This window comes from Polaribacter filamentus, assembly GCF_002943715.1.
GTDB lineage: Bacteria > Bacteroidota > Bacteroidia > Flavobacteriales > Flavobacteriaceae > Polaribacter > Polaribacter filamentus.
On sequence record NZ_MQUA01000013.1, the window covers coordinates 1,854,144 to 1,876,068 of the forward strand.

The 21,925-nt window shown below is 32.3% G+C and carries 18 protein-coding genes and 5 tRNA genes; 1 reads left to right on the forward strand and 22 read right to left on the reverse strand.

The window, feature by feature from the left end; translation table 11 throughout:
* Nucleotides 1-5: 5 nt before the first annotated feature.
* Entirely contained in the window at nucleotides 6-932 is a 927-nt protein-coding gene (locus BST83_RS10790; protein WP_104809794.1) for a hypothetical protein, read from the reverse strand.
* A gap of 1,377 nt (nucleotides 933-2,309) precedes the next feature.
* On the opposite strand from BST83_RS10790, the gene BST83_RS10800 reads away from it, so the two are divergent.
* Nucleotides 2,310-2,585 (forward strand): helix-turn-helix domain-containing protein, encoded by a 276-nt coding sequence (locus BST83_RS10800; RefSeq protein ID WP_170062776.1) that lies wholly within the window; start codon nucleotides 2,310-2,312, stop codon nucleotides 2,583-2,585.
* 11 nt (nucleotides 2,586-2,596) lie between these two features.
* Here BST83_RS10800 and BST83_RS10805 read toward each other — a convergent pair whose 3' ends face one another.
* From BST83_RS10805 to BST83_RS10905, 21 genes are all read right to left on the reverse strand, one after another.
* Nucleotides 2,597-2,908, reverse strand: a complete 312-nt coding sequence (locus tag BST83_RS10805) for a DUF3467 domain-containing protein (RefSeq protein ID WP_104809797.1) — start codon at nucleotides 2,906-2,908, stop codon at nucleotides 2,597-2,599.
* A gap of 114 nt (nucleotides 2,909-3,022) precedes the next feature.
* Nucleotides 3,023-7,297, reverse strand: a complete 4,275-nt coding sequence (rpoC, locus tag BST83_RS10810) for a DNA-directed RNA polymerase subunit beta' (protein WP_104809798.1) — start codon at nucleotides 7,295-7,297, stop codon at nucleotides 3,023-3,025.
* A gap of 91 nt (nucleotides 7,298-7,388) precedes the next feature.
* On the reverse strand, nucleotides 7,389-11,198 hold the full coding sequence (gene rpoB, locus BST83_RS10815) for a DNA-directed RNA polymerase subunit beta (RefSeq protein WP_104809799.1): 3,810 nt from the start codon (nucleotides 11,196-11,198) through the stop codon (nucleotides 7,389-7,391).
* A gap of 144 nt (nucleotides 11,199-11,342) precedes the next feature.
* Nucleotides 11,343-11,717 carry a 50S ribosomal protein L7/L12 gene (rplL, locus tag BST83_RS10820; RefSeq protein WP_104809800.1) on the reverse strand — a complete coding sequence of 125 codons (375 nt, stop codon included), beginning with the start codon at nucleotides 11,715-11,717 and terminating at the stop codon, nucleotides 11,343-11,345.
* A gap of 51 nt (nucleotides 11,718-11,768) precedes the next feature.
* Complete coding sequence (gene rplJ / locus BST83_RS10825) at nucleotides 11,769-12,284, reverse strand: 50S ribosomal protein L10 (protein ID WP_104809801.1); 516 nt, start codon at nucleotides 12,282-12,284, stop codon at nucleotides 11,769-11,771.
* A 20-nt stretch (nucleotides 12,285-12,304) separates the two neighbouring features.
* Nucleotides 12,305-12,994, reverse strand: a complete 690-nt coding sequence (rplA, locus tag BST83_RS10830) for a 50S ribosomal protein L1 (protein ID WP_104809802.1) — start codon at nucleotides 12,992-12,994, stop codon at nucleotides 12,305-12,307.
* Nucleotides 12,995-13,014: 20 nt separating this feature from the next.
* Nucleotides 13,015-13,452, reverse strand: coding sequence for a 50S ribosomal protein L11 (gene rplK, locus BST83_RS10835; RefSeq protein WP_104809803.1), 438 nt, complete (start codon nucleotides 13,450-13,452; stop codon nucleotides 13,015-13,017).
* A 73-nt stretch (nucleotides 13,453-13,525) separates the two neighbouring features.
* Entirely contained in the window at nucleotides 13,526-14,074 is a 549-nt protein-coding gene (gene nusG, locus BST83_RS10840) for a transcription termination/antitermination protein NusG (protein WP_104809804.1), read from the reverse strand.
* 10 nt (nucleotides 14,075-14,084) lie between these two features.
* On the reverse strand, nucleotides 14,085-14,273 hold the full coding sequence (gene secE, locus BST83_RS10845; protein WP_104809805.1) for a preprotein translocase subunit SecE: 189 nt from the start codon (nucleotides 14,271-14,273) through the stop codon (nucleotides 14,085-14,087).
* A 20-nt stretch (nucleotides 14,274-14,293) separates the two neighbouring features.
* Nucleotides 14,294-14,365, reverse strand: a tRNA-Trp gene (locus BST83_RS10850).
* A gap of 75 nt (nucleotides 14,366-14,440) precedes the next feature.
* Nucleotides 14,441-15,628 carry an elongation factor Tu gene (gene tuf / locus BST83_RS10855; RefSeq protein ID WP_104809806.1) on the reverse strand — a complete coding sequence of 396 codons (1,188 nt, stop codon included), beginning with the start codon at nucleotides 15,626-15,628 and terminating at the stop codon, nucleotides 14,441-14,443.
* A gap of 62 nt (nucleotides 15,629-15,690) precedes the next feature.
* Nucleotides 15,691-15,763, reverse strand: a tRNA-Thr gene (locus tag BST83_RS10860).
* An 18-nt stretch (nucleotides 15,764-15,781) separates the two neighbouring features.
* Nucleotides 15,782-15,854 (reverse strand) — tRNA-Gly (locus BST83_RS10865).
* Between the two features lie 15 nt (nucleotides 15,855-15,869).
* A tRNA-Tyr gene (locus BST83_RS10870) sits at nucleotides 15,870-15,951 on the reverse strand.
* Between the two features lie 39 nt (nucleotides 15,952-15,990).
* Nucleotides 15,991-16,064: transfer RNA gene (locus BST83_RS10875), tRNA-Thr, on the reverse strand.
* Between the two features lie 106 nt (nucleotides 16,065-16,170).
* Nucleotides 16,171-16,479, reverse strand: coding sequence for a ribosome hibernation-promoting factor, HPF/YfiA family (gene hpf, locus BST83_RS10880; protein ID WP_104809807.1), 309 nt, complete (start codon nucleotides 16,477-16,479; stop codon nucleotides 16,171-16,173).
* Nucleotides 16,476-17,372, reverse strand: a complete 897-nt coding sequence (locus BST83_RS10885; protein WP_240614727.1) for a tyrosine-type recombinase/integrase — start codon at nucleotides 17,370-17,372, stop codon at nucleotides 16,476-16,478. The genes hpf and BST83_RS10885 overlap by 4 nt, the downstream gene beginning before the upstream one ends.
* Before the next feature lie 180 nt (nucleotides 17,373-17,552).
* Entirely contained in the window at nucleotides 17,553-17,750 is a 198-nt protein-coding gene (gene rpsU, locus BST83_RS10890; protein WP_104809809.1) for a 30S ribosomal protein S21, read from the reverse strand.
* A 327-nt stretch (nucleotides 17,751-18,077) separates the two neighbouring features.
* Complete coding sequence (locus BST83_RS10895; RefSeq protein ID WP_104809810.1) at nucleotides 18,078-19,244, reverse strand: acyl-CoA dehydrogenase family protein; 1,167 nt, start codon at nucleotides 19,242-19,244, stop codon at nucleotides 18,078-18,080.
* Nucleotides 19,245-19,274: 30 nt separating this feature from the next.
* Nucleotides 19,275-20,171, reverse strand: coding sequence for a ComEA family DNA-binding protein (locus BST83_RS10900; protein ID WP_104809811.1), 897 nt, complete (start codon nucleotides 20,169-20,171; stop codon nucleotides 19,275-19,277).
* Nucleotides 20,172-20,183: 12 nt separating this feature from the next.
* Nucleotides 20,184-21,854 (reverse strand): alanine/glycine:cation symporter family protein, encoded by a 1,671-nt coding sequence (locus tag BST83_RS10905; protein ID WP_104809812.1) that lies wholly within the window; start codon nucleotides 21,852-21,854, stop codon nucleotides 20,184-20,186.
* Nucleotides 21,855-21,925 lie beyond the last annotated feature (71 nt).

Here is a 21,925-nt window from a genome sequence, read left to right on the forward strand (position 1 = left end):
TCTTTTTATAGGTTTAAATTAAATTGCATGTCATCAATTTTAGAATAGCTAATCATATCTACCTCATCACCTGAAGGAAGTTGTAGCTTCTGTGTCGTTTTTATGGCATTTAAAGATTTTACTTCTCCCGTATTATAACCAAAAAAAGTGCTTTGTAGAAGTTGATTATTTTGGTCGTATATTCTAGTACCCACAATTTTATTAAGTGTTTTATCGATTAATAAAACAGATTCTTGGTTCATTGCTTGCTCAATATTATTTAAAGGCATCCGTAATGTAACATAATTTTCTCCTTGTTCTATAATTGTAATAGGACTTCCAGAGGAAGATTTTTGAAGAAGAATGTTGTCTTCTAAATCCTTAATAAATTCTTCTAAATTTCCTATTAATTGATGACCTTGCATGGATGTAATAACTTCGTTAATTTTTTCAGGCGAAGATTTAGAGCCGATTTCTTTTATGGTTTTTACAAGTTCGCTATGATTTGGAATCGGAATGTTCTCTGTATTTAATAGTTTTCCACTTACATCATAAAATTTAATGGTGTTTCCTGTAATAACCGTTTTTACAATTTTAGGAAAAGGATCCGGCAAAATTTGATGCTGTACATTTGTTTTTTCAGTAAAACTTTTTTCTTCAATGATTATATCCATTTGTCCATCTTCGAATAACGCCATTGTTATTTCCTGTTTTTCGCTACTTGGATTCAGTAACGCTAAATTCAAACCAGCAATTTTTGTTGAACCAGTATCATAATCTCTTGAAGTTGTCATTGTATAAGATACACTTAACAAAGCATCATTATAATTTTCAGTTGTTGGGTTTTTGGTATTGCCATTTTGTGGATTTTTCAAATAATCTTCACTACAACTTAGTAATAAGACCGTTGAAAGAAAAAAAAGAATCCATTTTTTGTAAGCTTGTTTTTTCATAATTTATATTTTTAGTTCACTACAAACAAAAACAATAAAAAGAGATACACAACAAAAGCAACTTGACTTTCATAAATAACAGGCTTTAAATTTATAAATATCAAGTAACATAAACAAATTTAAAATACTGATATTTAGTTATTTAAAAATAATTTTAATTTTCACCCAAAAAAAATTAAAAACTAAAATTATGAATTTACATTCCCGTTACCAGATAAAAAAGAATGTAAATTTTATGGAAATGACAATTTCTATTGAAACCAATAAGAAGTTCTTTCGTAGCTATTTTGGATTAAAAAAATTAGAACATTAAAACAGACTGTTTTGTGCTTGAGGGTTTTAAAATATTTAAAATGAAACTAATTTTAGAAAAAATCTCTTTTATTGTAAATGGTTGAATTTAAAAAAGTATTTTTAGTAAAAATTTAAATTTAGACAAACTTTCCGTCTTTTCCCCAAAAGAAAAAAATGACTGTTAAAGATTTTTTTAACTTGTTTTTAATTATAAGTGCATTTCATGGGTTTTTATTCTGCTTAGTCTTATTGTTTACAAAAAACGGAAGAAAGAAAAGTATTGTGTATATTAATTTATTGGTGCTTGTAATCTCGTTAAATAATATACAATCTTGGTTGTTAGCAAAAAACTTTTTTATTCACTATTTTTTTCTCGATTATATTCATATTCCATGGCATTTTTTAATTGCACCCTTTTTTTATATGTTCTTAATTAATTATCTGAAAATTAAAAAAAGAAGTGTCAATATTTTAAAATTAACATTGCCCATTTTTTTCTTAATTATTTTTATAAGAATAGGGTTTGTTCTTTTTTTAGTAATAAAAAAGAGGTTGACGTACTATTTTTATTTGAAAAATATACTTCTATAGAAGAAATAATAAGCCTTATTTTTTCTTTATCAATTTTTGGATATTCTTTTTTTATACTGCGTAAAAAAGAAAAATTATTTAACAGAATACTTTCTTATGATAACCTTAAGTGGATTTACACCTTTTTTAAATTAGGTGCATTTACGTATGTTTTTTGGATGGTTGCTTTAACTGTGACTATCTCTTTAAATTTTAAAGAATTTATATATTCCTACTACCCATTGCGCGTTTTAACCACTTTTTTAATTTATTGGATAGGATATCAAGCTGTTATTCAGTTAAGGATTGCAAATGAAAGACAATATATCCGCAAAAAAATAAGTGCAAAAAAATCTTTTGACGAAGAAATTTTTTTGATGAAGAAATTTCTAATTTAAAAGTTACTAATAATAATTTGAATATTCCAAAAGATATTATTGATAGTGTTTTAATTGGATTAGCGTTATTTGAAAAAAAACAACATTATAATTCAAAAAAATAACTTTAAGTTTATTGGCTAAAAGATTAAATACAAACACTAATTACCTCTCTAAAATTATTAACCAATACAAAAGCACTTCTTTTTCTAACTATCTGAATAATTTAAGAATACATAACATTGTCAATCAACTTAAAATAAACCCTGCTATTCGTAAATTTACAATAAAAGCAATAGCACAAGAGGCAGGGTTTAGTAATTCAGATTCTTTTTCTAAAGTTTTTATAAAAGTTAAAGGTGTTAAGCCTTCTCAATATATTAGGGGTTTAGAGAAAAGTAATACTGTATAAATTATTTTTTTTTAAGCTTGACCAGTAGGTCCAAAATTCATCGGAATTGGTGCTTGCTCATAATCTTTAATTTCGCCATGGGCTTTTTCAAACTTTCTAACATTATCAGCTAAAGCTTTTGTTAATCTTTTAGCATGTTGTGGTGTTAAAATAATTCTAGATTTTACTTTTGCCTTTGGCACTCCCGGCATTATATTTATAAAATCTACAATAAATTCTGAAACTGAATGATTAATAATTGCCAAGTTAGAATACGTTCCTTCTGCAACATCTTGATCTAATTGAATATTTAACTGACCCTCTTTATTTTGATTTTCTTCCATAATTTAAATCATTTAATTGTGTGAATATATAAAAATAAAAAAGTTGAATTGAATAATGTAATTAAGTTACAGTAAACAATTCAACTTTTAAAATAGTAATGTTTTAAACGTTTATTAGAAACTCTTTTCTATTTCGTCTTTAGGACCAACTAAAATGTGTTCGTAAGCTCTCATACCTGTTCCCGCAGGAATTCTCTTACCAACAATAACATTCTCTTTTAATCCTTCTAAAGTATCTATTTTACCACTTACAGCTGCCTCGTTTAATACTTTTGTAGTTTCTTGGAAAGAAGCTGCAGAAATAAACGATTTAGTTTGTAGCGATGCTCTTGTAATACCTTGTAAAACTTGTTCAGCCGTTGCTGGTTTAGCATCTCTTGCAGTAACTAAGTTCTTGTCATTTCTTCTTAGTAAAGAATTTTCATCTCTTAGTTGACGTGCAGAAATAATTTGACCTGCTTTTAAGTTTTCAGAATCTCCATCATCTTCAACAACTTTCATTCCGTAGATTGCATCATTTTCTTCGATAAAGTCATTTTTGTGAATTAATTGATTTTCTAGGAATAAAGTATCTCCAGAATCAATAATTTTAACTTTACGCATCATTTGACGAACAACAACTTCGAAATGTTTGTCGTTAATTTTTACACCTTGTAAACGATATACTTCTTGTATTTCATTTACTAAGTATTCTTGCACTGCGGATGGACCTTTTATTCTTAAAATATCAGAAGGAGTGGTTGCTCCATCAGATAAAGGCATACCTGCTTTAATAAAGTCATTTTCTTGAACTAAGATTTGGTTAGAAAGTTTTACTAAATACTTACTAATATCTCCTGTTTTAGATTCAACAATAATCTCTCTATTTCCACGCTTAATTTTTCCGAAAGACACAACACCGTCAATTTCTGAAACTACAGATGGATTTGAAGGATTACGTGCTTCAAACAATTCTGTTACACGAGGCAAACCTCCAGTAATATCGCCTGCTTTACCAGATTTTCTTGGTATTTTTACGATTGTATGACCAGACTCAACTTTATCTCCATCACTAACCATTAAGTGAGCCCCTACAGGTAAACTGTATGAACGCAATGCATTACCATCGGTGTCCTCAATAATTAAAGAAGCAATAAGTTTCTTGTTTTTAGAATCTATCATTACTTTTTCTTGGAAACCTGTTTGCTCATCAATCTCTACAGAGTAGTTTACACCTTGTTCTAAATTGTCAAACTTAACTTTACCTCCAAATTCAGAAACAATTACACCGTTAAATGGATCCCATTGAACAATTACATCTCCTTTTTTAATAGACTTTCTTTCTTTATCAAAAATTACAGATCCATAAGGAAGTATGTTTGTACTTAATGTGATATCTGTTTTCTTATCAATAATTTTAATTTCTGCTGTTCTAGAAATTACAATATCAATTTCTTTACCATCATTGTCTTTACCAACAACAGATCGTAAATCATCAATTACTACTCTACCTTCATGCTTAGCAATTAACTTATTTTCTTGCGATATGTTACCTGCAACCCCACCAACGTGGAATGTACGTAATGTTAACTGCGTACCAGGTTCTCCAATAGATTGCGCTGCTATTACACCAACTGCTTCTCCAATTTGAACTTTGTTACGAGTTGATAAACTTTGGCCGTAACATTTTGCACAGATACCTTTCGAAGATTCACAAGTTAATGCAGATCTTACATAAACGGTATCTATTCCTGAAGCGTCAACTTTATCTGCTAATTTAGAAGATATTGATTGATTTGCTTCTAATAACAATTCATCTGTTAAAGGATCATACACATCGTTGAGAGAAATTCTTCCTTCAATTCTGTCTGATAAAGATTCTACAATCTCATCATTTTTCTTTAATGGAGAAACTTCTAATCCTCTTAATGTTCCACAATCTTCCTCGTTAATAATAACATCTTGAGAAACATCTACTAATCTACGAGTTAAGTAACCAGCATCTGCCGTTTTTAAAGCGGTATCTGCAAGTCCTTTACGTGCACCGTGAGTAGAAATAAAGTATTCAAGAATTGATAATCCTTCCTTAAAGTTAGAAAGAATCGGATTCTCAATAATTTCTCCACCACCAGCTGTAGATTTTTTAGGTTTTGCCATTAATCCACGCATACCTGTTAACTGACGAATTTGTTCTTTAGAACCCCTTGCACCAGAATCAAGCATCATGTATACTGAGTTGAAACCCTGTTGATCTTCACGTAAATTTTTCATAGATAATTCAGTTAATCTATTGTTGGTAGAACCCCAAACGTCAATTACCTGATTGTAACGCTCTTTTTGCGTTAACATACCCATGTTATAATTACCTACTATTGCCGCTACCTCAATATTAGCAGCTTCAATCATAGATTTCTTTTCTTCAGGAATAATAATATCCCCTAATGAGAATGATAAACCACCTTGGAAGGCAAATTTATATCCCATATTTTTTATTTGGTCTAAGAAATCTCCTGTTGTTGGAATATCAGTAGCTTTTAAAATTGCACCGATAATTCCACGTAAATTTTTCTTAGTTAATACTTCATTAATATATCCTGCGGCAGGAGGAACAACTTCGTTAAATAAAACTCTACCAACAGTAGTTTTTATAATTTTACGAACTTGATTTCCATCTTCATCAACATCATACGTTCTTACTTTGATACCAGCATTTAAATCAACCATTTCTTCGTTAAAAGCAATCGTTACTTCTTCTGGTGAATAGAAAGTTAATCCTTCTCCTTTAATAGGTACTTCTGGAGTAGAAATTCTCTCTTTTGTCATATAATATAAACCAAGTACCATATCCTGAGAAGGAACAGTTACTGGCGCACCATTTGCAGGGTTTAAGATATTATGAGAGCCCAACATTAAAATTTGTGCTTCTAGAATAGCTTCTGGTCCTAATGGTAAGTGAACTGCCATTTGATCCCCATCAAAATCGGCATTAAAGGCTGTACACACTAATGGGTGCAACTGTATAGCTTTACCTTCAATTAATTTTGGTTGAAATGCCTGAATACCAAGTCTGTGTAAAGTAGGTGCTCTGTTTAATAAAACAGGATGTCCTTTAATTACATTTTCTAAAATATCCCAAACAACTGGTTCTTTTCTATCTATTATTTTCTTCGCAGATTTAACAGTTTTTACAATTCCTCTTTCAATTAATTTTCTAATTACAAAAGGTTTGTAAAGTTCTGCTGCCATCTCTTTTGGAATACCACATTCTGATAGCTTTAATTCTGGTCCAACAACAATTACAGAACGTGCTGAATAATCCACACGTTTACCTAATAAATTCTGACGGAAACGTCCTTGTTTACCTTTTAATGAATCTGATAAAGATTTTAAAGGTCTGTTAGATTCAGTTTTTACTGCGGATGATTTACGCGTATTGTCAAACAATGAATCTACAGATTCTTGTAACATACGTTTTTCATTACGTAAAATAACTTCTGGTGCTTTTATCTCAACTAATCTTTTTAAACGATTGTTTCTGATAATAACTCTTCTATATAAATCATTTAAATCTGAAGTAGCAAAACGACCTCCATCTAATGGAACTAAAGGACGTAATTCTGGTGGAATTACCGGAACTGCCTTCATAATCATCCACTCTGGCTTGTTTTCTCTATTTTTTTGAGAATCTCTAAATGCTTCAACAACATTTAAACGTTTTAGAGCTTCAGTTTTACGTTGTTTAGAAGTTTCTGTATTTGCTTTGTGTCTTAATTCAAAAGACAACGCATCTAAATCGATACGAGCTAATAAATCAATTAAACACTCTGCTCCCATTTTAGCGATAAACTTATTTGGGTCAACATCATCTAAATATTGATTTTCTTGTGGTAAAGTATCCGCAATATCCAAGTATTCTTCTTCTGTTAAGAAATCCATTTTTTTCAATGGCGCTCCTTCAACATTTTTTGCAATACCTGGCTGAATTACTACATAGCGTTCGTAGTAAATAATCATATCTAACTTCTTAGATGGCAAACCTAAAAGGTATCCCATTTTGTTAGGTAATGATCTAAAATACCAAATATGGGCTACAGGAACCACTAAATTAATATGCCCTACTCTATCTCTACGTACTTTCTTTTCAGTTACTTCTACTCCACATCGGTCACAAACAATACCTTTGTAACGAATTCTTTTGTACTTTCCACAAGCACATTCGTAATCCTTTACAGGACCAAAAATACGCTCACAAAATAAACCATCTCTTTCTGGTTTGTGCGTACGATAATTTATAGTTTCTGGTTTTAAAACTTCACCTTTAGAAATTTCTAAAATAGCTTCTGGTGATGATAAACCTATTGAGATTTTATTAAACTTTTTTACAGTGTATTTCTCTTGATTTCTTGCCATGTCTTTTAATAAGTATTCAGTTGGCAGTATACAGCTTTCAGTAGGTTTCGCAAACTGCTAATTACTACTGAAAACTGGTTACTGAAAAAATTTATTCCTCTAATCTAACGTCTAAACCTAAACCTTTAAGCTCATGCATTAATACGTTAAACGATTCTGGTAAACCTGGTTCTGGCATAGTTTCGCCTTTAACGATCGCTTCATACGTTTTAGCTCTACCCATTACATCATCAGATTTTACAGTTAAGATTTCTCTTAATATGCTAGATGCACCATATGCTTCTAGTGCCCAAACTTCCATCTCTCCAAAACGCTGACCTCCAAATTGTGCTTTACCACCTAAAGGTTGTTGTGTAATTAATGAATATGGTCCTATAGAACGTGCATGCATTTTATCTTCAATCATGTGTCCTAACTTAATCATATAAATGATACCAACTGTTGCTGGTTGATCAAAACGTTTTCCCGTTCCACCATCATATAAATAAGTATGTCCAAATCTTGGCACACCTGCTTGATCTGTAATTTCATTGATTTGATCTAAAGATGCTCCATCAAAAATTGGCGTTGCATATTTAGTACCTAATTTTTGACCTGCCCAACCAAGAACAGTTTCATAAATTTGACCAATGTTCATACGAGAAGGCACCCCTAAAGGATTTAACACAATATCTACAGGAGTTCCGTCTTCTAAGAAAGGCATATCTTCTGCTCTTACAATTCTAGCAACAATACCTTTATTTCCATGACGTCCAGCCATTTTATCACCTACTTTTAATTTACGTTTTTTAGCGATATAAATTTTAGCCAGTTTCAAGATTCCTGCTGGTAACTCATCACCTACAGAAATAGTGAATTTTTGACGACGTAAATTACCTTGTAAATCGTTTACCTTGATTTTGTAGTTGTGAACTAATTCACCTACTAAATCATTTAACTCTTTATCCGTTGTCCAAGATCCTGTTAAGTGAACATAATCGTCTACAGAATTTAACATTTTAAGTGTGTATTTTTTACCTTTTGGTAAAACTTCTTCTCCTAAATCGTTAAATACTCCTTGAGAAGTTTTCCCACTAATAAGTGTAAACAACTTTTCAATTAACTCATCTTTTAAGTTTTCAAATTTAGACACAAAAGAAGATTCTAAAGTTGCTAACGCCTCTTTATCTCTTAATCTCTTCGTCTTATCTTTTACAGCTCTCTTGAATAATTTTTTATCAATTACTACACCTCTTAATGATGGAGAAGCTTTTAATGATGCATCTTTTACATCACCTGCTTTATCACCAAAAATAGCACGTAATAATTTTTCCTCTGGAGTTGGATCAGATTCTCCTTTTGGTGTGATTTTACCAATTAAGATATCACCAGGATTTACTTCTGCCCCAATTCTAATCATTCCATTTTCATCTAAATCTTTAGTAGCTTCTTCAGAAACGTTAGGAATATCATTAGTAAGTTCTTCAACTCCTAATTTTGTATCTCTTACGTCTAAAGAATACTCATCAATATGAATAGATGTAAATATATCTTCACGAACTACTTTTTCAGAAATTACAATTGCATCCTCAAAGTTATACCCTTTCCAAGGCATAAAGGCAACTTTCATATTTCTTCCTAAAGCTAATTCTCCTTTTTCTGTCGCATACCCTTCACATAAAACTTGACCTTCAGTTACTCTATCGCCTCTTTCTACAATTGGTTTTAGATTGATTGAAGTTCCTTGATTCGTTTTTCTAAATTTGATTAAGTTATACGTAACTTCATCAGATTCAAAACTTACCAATTTTTCTTGTTCAGTTCTGTCGTACTTGATGGTAATTTTATTAGCATCAACATATTCTACAACACCCGCCCTTTCTGCATTGATTAAGATTCGAGAATCTTTTGCAACTCTGCGTTCTAAACCTGTACCTACAATAGGAGATTCTGGGCGTAATAATGGAACTGCTTGACGCATCATGTTAGATCCCATTAATGCACGGTTGGCATCATCATGCTCCAAGAAAGGAATTAAAGATGCCGAAATTGATGCAATTTGATTCGGTGCAACATCCATATAATTAATCTCATCTGGATTAACTACAGGGAAATCCCCTTCCTCACGCGCAATAACTCTATCTAAAACAATCGTTCCATCTTCATTTAACTCTAAATTAGATTGGGCAATTTTCATACCTTCTTCTTCTTCAGCACTTAAATATATTGGTTCATCTGTTCCAACAACACCATTCTCTACTTTTCTATATGGCGTTTCAATAAATCCTAAATTATTCACTTTTGCAAAAACCGCAAGTGAAGAAATTAAACCAATATTTGGTCCCTCAGGAGTTTCGATAGGACATAAACGACCATAATGAGTATAGTGAACATCACGAACCTCAAAGCCAGCCCTTTCTCTAGATAAACCTCCAGGTCCTAGTGCAGATAATCTACGTTTATGAGTAATCTCTGCTAATGGATTTGTTTGATCCATAAATTGAGACAATTGGTTTGTTCCAAAAAATGAATTAATTACAGATGACAATGTTTTAGCATTAATTAAATCGATTGGTGTAAACACTTCGTTATCACGCACATTCATACGTTCACGAATTGTTCTTGCCATACGAGCTAAACCAACACCAAACTGACCTGCTAATTGCTCACCAACAGTTCTTACACGTCTATTCGATAAGTGATCAATATCATCAACCTCAGCTTTTGAATTTATTAACTCAATTAAATATTTAATAATGGTTATAATATCTAATTTTGTTAATACTTTTTGATCAATAGGTTCATTTAACTGAAGCTTCGTGTTCATTCTAAAACGACCAACTTCACCTAAATTATAACGTTGTTCAGAGAAGAATAACTTATCGATAATACCTCTTGCAGTTTCCTCATCTGGCGGTTCTGCGTTACGTAATTGTCTATAGATATGCTCTACTGCTTCTTTTTCTGAATTTGTAGGATCTTTTTGTAATGTATTGTGAATAATAGCATAATCTGCCATATGGTTATCTTCTTTGTGAAGTAAAACCGTTTTAGCACCTGCATCTATTATTTCATCTATGTGTTCTTTATCAAGAATTGTATCACGATCAAAAATGATTTCATTTCTTTCGATTGATACAACCTCACCAGTATCTTCGTCCACGAAATCTTCATGCCAAGTTTTTAAAACTCTAGCTGCCAATTTGCGACCTAATACTTTCTTTAATCCAGCCTTAGAAACTTTAACTTCTTCTGCAAGGTCAAAAATCTCTAAAATATCTTTATCTCTTTCAAAACCAATAGCTCTGAATAATGTTGTAACTGGTAATTTTTTCTTTCTATCAATATAAGCATACATTACTTGATTGATATCAGTAGCAAATTCTATCCAAGAACCTTTAAAAGGAATTACTCTTGCTGAATATAATTTTGTACCATTTGCATGGAAAGACTGCCCAAAAAATACACCAGGAGACCTGTGCAATTGAGAAACCACAACACGCTCTGCACCATTTATTACAAAGGTACCTGAGTTTGTCATATAAGGAATTGTACCAAGATAAACATCTTGAACAATCGTTTCAAAATCTTCATGTTCTGGATCTGTACAGTACAATTTTAGTCGTGCTTTTAAAGGCACACTGTGCGTAAGTCCCCTTTCAATACATTCTTGAATTGAATATCTTGGAGGGTCTACAAAGTAATCTAAAAATTCTAATACAAATTGATTTCTTGTATCTGTAATTGGAAAGTTATCCATGAAGGTTTTATACAAACCTTCTTCACCTCTTTCTTCTGCTTTTGTTTGAAGTTGGAAAAAATCTTGAAAAGATTTAACCTGAATATCCAAAAAGTCTGGATATTCCTTAATCATTTTAGAAGTGGCGAAGTTGATTCTTTCAGTAGTGTTTTTCGTTGCCAAAAGAGAATATTTTTTTGATTAAAATCTGAATTAAAATAAAGAACGAATATATACACAAAATGGTTTAGGCCTAAAAACGAGTTTTTAGTGCCTAAACCTAAATTTGTTTTCCTGCTACACTAATGCGTAATCAGGATTAAAAGCTTATTTAAGCTCTACCTCAGCTCCTGCTTCTTCTAAAGCTGCTTTAAGACCTTCAGCCTCAGCTTTCGATACACCTTCTTTAACTGGTGCTGGTGCACTATCTACAACACCTTTAGCCTCTTTTAATCCTAAACCAGTTAATTCCTTAACTAATTTAACAACTGCTAGTTTAGAACCACCTGCTGCTACTAAAATTACATCAAATTCAGTTTGCTCTTCAGCTTCACTATCACCTTCTGCTGCTGCTGGTCCTGCTACTGCTACTGCTGCTGCTGGCTCAATACCATATTCGTCTTTTAAAATAGTAGCTAATTCATTAACTTCTTTTACTGTTAAGTTAACTAATTGCTCTGCGAAATCTTTTAAATCTGCCATTTTAATTGTTTTTAAAAATTTTTGTTTATTATAGTTTATTTGTGCGCGTACTTATTTTTCAGATAATGTTTTTAAAATACCTGAAAGTTTTTGTCCACCTGACTGTAATGCTGAAATAACATTTTTAGCTGGTGATTGTAATAATCCAATGATTTCTCCAATAAGTTCCTCTCTAGATTTAATATCTATAAGAGCATCTAATTGCTCATCTCCAATATATACAGACTCTTCTGCAAATGCTCCTTTTAATAAAGGTTTTTTAGACTTTTTTCTAAAGTCTTTTATTAATTTTGCAGGTGCATTAGAAGCCTCGGCAATCATCATTGAAGTATTGCCTTTTAATACTGATGGAAGATTCCCAAAATCTTTGTCTGATGCCTCCATAGCTTTTGCAAGCAATGTATTTTTAACAACTGATAACTGAACACCTGCTTTAAAACAAGCTCTACGTAAGTTTGATGTACTTTGAGCATTTAGTCCTGAAATATCAGCTAAATATAAAGTATTTGTTCCTGCTAATACTGCTGTTAAATCTTGTATTACCTGTGATTTCTCTTCTCTCGTCATAATTATAAGTATTTAACGTATTAAACAGTTTTTACTTCAACAGCGATACTAGGACTCATAGTACTAGACATAAAAACGCTTTTAACATACGTTCCTTTTGCTGTTGTTGGTTTCAATTTAATAATTGTTTGAATTAACTCGTTTGCATTTTCTTCAATTTTCTTAGCATCAAAAGATACTTTTCCAATTGCTGCGTGTACGATACCTGTTTTATCAACTTTAAAATCGATTTTACCAGCTTTTACATCTTGCACAGCTTTTGCAACATCCATAGTTACAGTGCCAGTTTTTGGATTTGGCATTAAACCTCTAGGACCTAAAATTCTTCCTAAGGGACCTAATTTACCCATTACACTTGGCATTGTAATAATTACATCTACATCTGTCCATCCTCCTTTAATCTTTTGAAGGTACTCATCTAACCCAACATAATCCGCGCCTGCTTCTAAAGCTTCTGCTTCTTTATCTGGTGTTACTAATGCTAAAACCTTTACATCTTTTCCAGTTCCGTGAGGTAATGTTACAACCCCTCTCACCATTTGATTAGCCTTACGAGGATCTACTCCTAAACGTATTGCTATATCTACAGATGCATCAAACTTTACATTGGTAATGTCTTTGACTAGCGCTGAAGCTGCTGCTAAATCATACGATTGAGAACGATCTAACTTTGAGTGTGCTTCTTTTTGCTTTTTTGTTAATTTTGCCATTTTACTACTTTTTATAAAGTTTATGCTGGTGCATTACCTTTTACTGTTAATCCCATAGAACGTGCTGTACCTGCAATCATACGCATTGCTGAAGAAATTTCAAAGGCATTTAAATCTACCATTTTATCTTCTGCAATAACTTTGATTTGATCCCAAGTAACTGATGCTACTTTCTTTCTGTTTGGTTCTCCTGAACCCTTTTTAATTTTGGCCACTTCTAGTAACTGAACTGCTGCAGGAGGAGTTTTTACAACAAAATCAAACGATTTGTCTTTGAAAACAGTAATAACAACAGGTACAATTTTACCTTGTTTGTCTTGCGTTCTTGCATTAAACTGTTTACAGAACTCCATAATATTAACACCAGCAGCACCTAAAGCGGGTCCAACCGGCGGCGATGGATTCGCTGCGCCTCCCCTTACTTGTAACTTAACTACTTTACTAACTTCTTTTGCCATTTTAAAATGTTTAATAATTTGTTTTAATTTTCGAAGCTTAAAACAAATCGGTATTTATATCCTTGTGTAACAATTATATCTTTTCTACTTGCATATAACTTAGTTCTAATGGAGTTTTTCTTCCGAATATTTTCACCATTACTTCAAGTTTACGCTTTTCTTCGTTAACTTTTTCAATAGTTCCGTCAAACCCATTAAATGGACCATCTACAACTTTTACAGTTTCACCTATATTAAACGGGATTGCAATGTTATCATCTTGAACTGAAAGTTCATCGACTTTACCTAACATTCTGTTTACTTCGGATTTTCGCATAGGAACTGGCTCTCCGCCTTTTGTTTCTCCTAAAAAACCAATAACACCAGTGATAGATTTAATTACGTGAGGTACTTCTCCTGAAAGATTTGCCTCCACCATAATATATCCAGGAAAGTAAACTCTTTCTCTATTAACTTTTTTTCCGTTTCTAATTTGAACTACTTTTTCCGTTGGTACAATTACTTGACTAACATAATCAGACAATCCTACCCTAGAAATCTCTGTTTCTATATAAGCCTTTACCTTATTTTCTTGTCCACCAATGGCTCTAACAACATACCATTTCATCACTGTATCAGCCATAATTTATTTCTTAAAATAATTTGAAAAAGTTATCTAATCCAGTTTGAAAAACATAATCAATACCAGCAACCGCTAGTGCAAACACAATTGTAAAAACGGCTACAGTAACAGTTGATTTCTGAGCTTCCTCTTTAGATACCCAAGTCATATGATTATTTAATTCACCAAAAGAATCTTTGATATATTGTATAAAGTTCATCTTATTTTTATCTTTTATTGCACGGGCGGAGAGATTCGAACTCCCGACAGCTGGTTTTGGAGACCAGTGCTCTACCGCTGAACTACGCCCGTTTATTATACATTGATAAAGGCGTTCCGTTAAAAACGGAACACCTTATAATTTATTTATTAATAAACTAATAAATCTTAGTCTAATAATTCAGTCACCTGACCTGCTCCTACAGTTCTACCACCCTCACGGATTGCAAAACGTAAACCAACATTTAATGCAATTGGCTGAAGTAAATCTACAGTAATTGTTAAGTTATCTCCTGGCATTACCATTTCAACTCCTGCAGGTAAATTAATAGTACCTGTTACATCTGTAGTTCTTACATAGAACTGTGGACGATAGTTGTTATGGAATGGAGTGTGGCGACCACCTTCTTCTTTCTTAAGAACATACACCTCAGCTTTAAATTTAGCGTGTGGAGTTACAGAACCTGGCTTACAAATTACCATACCTCTCTTAATGTCTTCTTTTGCAATACCTCTTAATAAGATACCTGCATTATCTCCAGCTTCACCTCTATTTAATATTTGACGAAACATTTCAATACCAGTAATCGTAGAAGTTAACTTAACAGCTCCCATACCAATAATATCAACAACATCTCCCGTATTAGCGATACCTGTTTCGATACGACCTGTAGCTACAGTTCCACGACCAGTAATAGAAAATACATCTTCAATAGGCATTAAGAAAGGTTTATCAACCTCTCTTAAAGGCTCTTCAATCCAAACATCAACTTGCTCCATTAATTCCAACACAGTATCAACCCATTTTTGTTCACCATTTAAAGCCCCTAAAGCGGAACCAGAAACTACAGGACCATTATCTCCATCATACTCGTAGAAAGATAATAATTCTCTCACCTCCATATCTACTAACTCTAGTAACTCTTCATCATCAACCATGTCAACTTTATTCAAGAAAACAACCATACGAGGAATACCTACTTGACGACCTAATAAAATATGCTCTCTAGTTTGAGGCATCGGACCATCAGTAGCAGCAACAACTAAAATTGCTCCATCCATTTGTGCAGCACCAGTTACCATGTTCTTCACATAATCCGCGTGACCTGGACAGTCAACGTGTGCATAGTGACGATTAGCTGTCTGATACTCTACGTGAGAAGTGTTAATTGTAATACCTCTTTCTTTCTCTTCTGGAGCATTATCAATTTGATCAAATGATTTTGCCTCACAAAAACCAGCATCAGATAATACTTTAGTAATAGCTGCAGTTAATGTAGTTTTACCGTGATCTACGTGTCCGATAGTACCAATGTTTAAGTGTGGCTTCGAACGGTCAAAATTTGCTTTTGCCATGATTATTAATTTTAATTCTTTAGTTTAAATATATTTAGTGTCTAATAATGCGTATTACAATGAGCCAATGATGGGACTTGAACCCATGACCTCATCCCTACCAAGGATGCGCTCTACCAACTGAGCTACACCGGCTTTGTTGGATTTAATTTGAGCGAAAGACCGGGTTCGAACCGGCGACATTCAGCTTGGAAGGCTGACGCTCTACCAACTGAGCTACTTTCGCAATATGTAAATTTTGTGGGGAGAGCAGGATTCGAACCTGCGAAGACGTAGTCAGCGGAGTTACAGTCCGCCCTCGTTGGCCGCTTGAGTATCTCCCCTCTAAATTTACTATTTTAATGAACTTATTTTTTTTTAAGAGCCGATGGAGGGACTCGAACCCACGACCTGCTGATTACAAATCAGCTGCTCTAGCCAGCTGAGCTACATCGGCTTTTGTTGCAAAAAAACAACCCGCTATTTCTAACGGATTGCAAATGTAAAGAGTTTATTTTAATTTTTAAAACATTTTATAATTATTTTTCTATTTATTTTCATTTTTATGAAATTAAAGAGTCTCTATGCTTCTCTTTCGCCCTTTTTAATTGTCTTTTTAAATTATCAACTGCAGCATTTACGCCCTCTTCAAAGGTTTTCGTCTCTCTCTTTACAATTAATTCACTTCCTGGAATATTTATTTTTATTTCTGTAATTTTATTTTCTTTATCACTTGTATTTTGAACTTTTAAAAAAACTTCAGCATCTACAATCTTATCATGAAACTTTTCTAAAGATTCTACTTTCTTTTCTACAAACTTAATTAACGTGCTGTCTGCGTTAAAATTTACTGATTGCGTGAATACTTTCATAAATCATTCTTTTTTATGTTGCCCCTAGGGTGAGCTCGGTTATATACTTTTTTTATAACTTCAAGACTATTGTGCGTATAGGCTTGAGTGGAAGCTAAAGAGGAATGCCCTAGCAATTCTTTAACTGAATTTAAATCTGCGCCTTCATTTAAGAGGTGTGTTGCGAAAGAATGCCTTAAAATATGAGGACTCTTTTTTACCTTCGAAGATACTTTACTAAAGTATGAATTTATAATCCTATAGACAAGCGTTTCATAAATTTTATTTCCTTTTACGGTAATAAAAAGCTCTTCAAGCCCCAAAGAGAACTCTCTTTTAAGCTCTAAATAGTTTATTAACGTTGGCACAACAGACTGCAAAAGAGGCACAAAACGCTCTTTATTTCTTTTACCTAAAACTTTAATAGTGTTCTCTGAAAAACTAATATTTCTTTCTTTTATATTAATAAGCTCTATTCTTCTTATTCCTGTAGAATAAAACAACTCTACAATTAATTTGTTTCTTACAGATATAAAATCATTTTCTTCACTAACAATGTCAATTACTGAATTAATTTCTTTGGATGTAAACGGAATTTGTACCTTTTTTGCAACTTTTAATGCTTTATGTTTTGAAAGTGGATTTACTTTTATCTGTTCGCTTTTCTGAAGAAATTTATAAAATGATTTTAGTGAACTCACTTTTCTGTTGATTGTTCTATTTGAAATATCACTATCAACCAAAGAAACGATCCAATTTCTTATTTGCCCATAGTTTACCGCTACCAGTTCTTCTTGGTTGTATTCCGTGATTAAAAAGTCTCTAAACGAGATTAAATCATTCTTATACGCTATTGATGTATGTAAAGAATATTTTTTTTCTAACGATACGTAATCTAAAAATGAATCTATCAAGGTATTGGTTATTGGTTATTGGTTATCGGTTATCGGTTATTGGTTATTGGTTATTGGTTATTGGTTATTGGTTATTGGTTATTGGTTATTGGTTATTGGTAAATTTACAAAATTTAACGCATAAAAAATCTCGTAACACAAAATGTGTTACGAGATTTATACTCTTAAAATAAGTTATTACTAACCTACCTCTTCTTGTGTTCTTAATTTTTGAACGTAAGACGCTTTAATTCTTTGAGCTCTATTCGCTACAGATGGCTTCATAAAGTTTTTTCTGCTACGCAAGTTCTTCATTGTCTTGGTTCTGTCGAATTTTCTCTTATAGCGCTTTAAAGCTCTATCGATATTTTCTCCTTCTTTTACAGGTATAATTAACATAAGTATGCACCTCCCTTCATCGTATCTTTATATTTTGAATAGTAGTTAAACTATTGGTTCATTTTTGGATTGCAAATGTAAGTATTAATTAACAATTAAAAATTAAAATTTTATTTCTTTTTACAAACTTAATTTGCGTTTGAGATTGAAACGGAATACTTTTTTATTTTTCACCAAAAAGATACAGTACAAAGCTCGCCATTTTTAGGGAACGCCCTGTAAAAGAGTTATCAGTTGTCAGTACTCAATTATCAATGTTTAGCTAAAAGAAAAATTCTACAAAATTTTTAAATCTTGTAGAATTATATTTATTAATATGTGAAAAAATTATGTTGCTGGTTTGTATTCTTTCTGATCGATTACAATTTTTGCAATAATCTCTTTTAATATTTCTGATGTTCCGCCACCAATAGGCCCCAATCTACTGTCTCTTAATAAACGCGCCATCGGATACTCTTCCATATAACCATAACCGCCTAACATTTGTAGTGCGTCATAAATAACTTCGTCTGCCATTTTTGTTGATAATAATTTAGACATACTTGCTTCTTTTACAACATACTGCCCGTCATTTAAACGCTTTGTAATTGAATAATTATATTCTCTACAAATATCAACTTTACTTGCCATTTCTGCAATCTTGTGTCTAAGTGCTTGAAATTTATCTAAAGATTTACCAAAAGCCACGCGCTCTTTAATGTAATTTACAGCATAATCTAAAGCAAATTCTGCTCTTGCATGTGCATTTACACCCATAATTAAACGCTCTAGAGCAAAATGCTGCATAATGTATGGAAAACCTTTTCCTTCTTCTCCTAATAAGTTTTCTAAAGGAATTTCTACGTTATCAAAAGCAATTTCTGCTGTATCGGATGCGCGCCAACCTAACTTATCTAATTTGGTTGCAGAGATTCCTTTTGTGTCCCTGTCGACTATAAAAATGCTGATTCCCTTATATTTATCTGATGGATCTGTTTTCGCTGCAACAATTAAATAATCTGAATAAACACCATTTGTAATAAAGGTTTTAGAGCCATTTAAAATATATTTATCTCCAGTTTTGATTGCTGTGGAACGCATTCCTGCAACATCACTTCCACCAAAAGGTTCTGTAATGCACAAACAACCAATTAAATCTCCTTCTACACTTGGTACTAAATATTTTTGTTTGGTAGCTTCGTTCGCTTCTTTATTTAGGTGTGTCATTGCTAAATATTCATGTGCCCAAATTGCAGCTGCAAATCCGCCTGAATTTATTTTTTGTAATTCTTCTAAAAAAATGACTGTATAAAAAAGGTCAAGATCAATTCCTCCATATTCTTCGGGAGTTGATAATCCAAAATAACCCATTTCACCAAATTTCTTCCAAATAAAACGTTCAATCGTTCCCGTTTTTTCCCATTTCTCTATGTGAGGAACCACTTCTTTTTGTAAAAACTCTTTAAAACTCAAGCGAAATGCTTCATGTTCTTCAGTAAAATACATACTGTTCATAAGCGAAAAATTTGTTTGTAATTTATTAAATTAATTAGCATACAAATATAAGACTATTCTATCGTACTTAGCTGAAGGAAAATCTTTGATATTTTTTAATTCTAAAATATACTGAAGCTCGGCAACTTCATCTCTGTAGTTAAAAATTTTCTTGCACAACTCATAATCAATGTACGGATTTTTGAGTAATTCCTTGAAAGTAACCGTATTTACATTTACTTTGTCAATGATTGGTTTATCAACAATTTTAAAGATTGATAAGACTTTATCTGCAACTTCTTTATCTAATCCCCAAACTTCATAGAGTTGGTTTTCATAAGTAAATCCTTGTAATTTAGAACGATACTGAATAATTCGTTCTGAAAACGCCACGCCAATTCCACTAATTGTTTTAAAATCTGACGCTGTTGCTTCGTTGATGTCTGTGCTTGACCTCTTAACGGCGCTCGAAATGACGCTGTTTTTATAACGAGATTGCTTATTAAAACTAGAGTTATTCTGTTTTTGATTTACCACCCAATCTGGAAATTTAAAATACGGAGCAATTGCACTTAACAAAGAGTCTGACACTTTAGTTACTTGCTGAAATTCATCTTGGGAGTTGATAAATTTATTTGTTTTTCTAAAAGTTAATAATCGATCAATCTCGGCTAAAGACATTCCTAATTGTTCTCCTTTATAGTCTGTTATATAATTTGGGTTAAAAGGATAAATTTTAGGCTTTCTATTTTCGATCTCTACAGATTTTAAACTATCTATTTGACTTTGAAAAACTAGAATTTTTGACTTATTCGTGTCTATAATTTCATCCGAAGAAAAAACATCAAAAAAAATAAATCCTTGAAGAAGAAGTATCAAAAGAATTAAAAAGAAAATCCCATTCCTTTGGCTTTTGTTATACCAGAAATGGGATTTAAATATGTTCATAAAAATATTGTTTTACATGTGTTTAGTTACATCTATTGCACCATCTTGAATTGCTTCTTTCTTAATAGAAATTGCACCTAAATAACGTTTCATTTCTTGTCTTACTTTTGGGAACAAGAATAATAATCCAATCATATTTGGGAAAACCAATGCTAATATCATAGCATCAGAAAACTTAATTACAGCGTCTAAAGTTGCAGCAGCTCCAATAACAACAAATATTAAAAATAATATTTTATACGTTATATCCGCAGCTTTTCCTTTACCAAATAAATATTTCCAAGATTGTAAACCATAATACGACCAAGAAATCATTGTAGAGAATGCAAATAATACAATTGCAACAGTTAATACATAAGAAAAATGCGGAATTACAGAATCGAATGCCATTGATGTTAAATCTACACCATTAATTGTTTCACCAGTAGAATTTAAAATTACGCTACTTCCGTGCGCTGCAGTATAATTAAATACCGATTGAGGGTCTGTACCATTAATATTAAAGAAAATAATTACTAAAGCTGTCATTGTACAAATAACTACTGTATCAATAAACGGCTCTAAAAGTGCAACAACACCTTCGGATGCAGGATATTTTGTACGAACAGCAGAGTGCGCAATTGCAGCAGAACCTGCACCAGCTTCATTAGAAAATGCTGCTCTTTGAAAACCAACAATTAATACCCCTACTAAACCACCAAGTCCAGCCATCGGCGAAAATGCTCCATCCATAATTAATTGGAAAGCAAAACCGATATCACTAAAGTTTGCAAAAATAATTACCAACGATGCTACGATATATAATCCTGCCATAAAAGGCACAATTTTTTCAGTAATTTTAGCAATACGCTTAATACCACCAATAATTACGATACCTACTAAAATTGCAAGAACAATACCTATAATTACTCCTGTAGAACCGCCTTGTAAATTAAACAAAGAACTAATTTGAACAGCAGCTTGATTAGATTGAAATGCATTACCACCTCCAAAAGAAGCACCCACACAAAGTATAGCAAATAGCACTCCTAAAACTTTACCCACAGCACCAAAACCCATTTCTTTAAATCCTTTTGATAAATAATACATTGGACCTCCATATATCGTTCCATCTTCGCCAACATCTCTATATTTTACACCTAAAGTACATTCAACAAATTTAGTAGACATTCCTAGTAAGCCACATACTACCATCCAGAAAGTTGCTCCTGGTCCACCAAGCCCAATTGCTACTGCAACACCTGCAATATTTCCTAAACCAACAGTTCCAGAAACTGCTGTTGCTAATGCTTGAAAATGAGAAACTTCACCATGAGCGCTTTCGTCACGGATTGTATCTGCAATATCTTCTTCCGCTAAAGCCTCATCATTACTATATAGTTTATCAACGCCATGTTTTTCGATATCTACATATTTACCTCTAACAGTATTTATAGCAGTAATAAACTTTGTAACACCCGGGAATTTAAAGTAAAAAGTGAAAAAAGTTGCCCCCAAGACTAATAATAAAACTACGAATGGAATATTATAACCTGCAATTGGCACTGTGGTTAAAACTAAGTTTTCCCACCAAGTTGCAAAAGGCATAAATGCATCATTTACCTGTTCGTCTAATCCTTTTTCTTGTGCAAATGTCAACATAGGAATTGCTAATAAGAGCAATGAAAGAAATTTTTTGTTCATAATTTTTATTTAATTAATATTTTTAATTATTAGATTGCTAATATCATAAAAAACTTGAAAAATTACTAAAA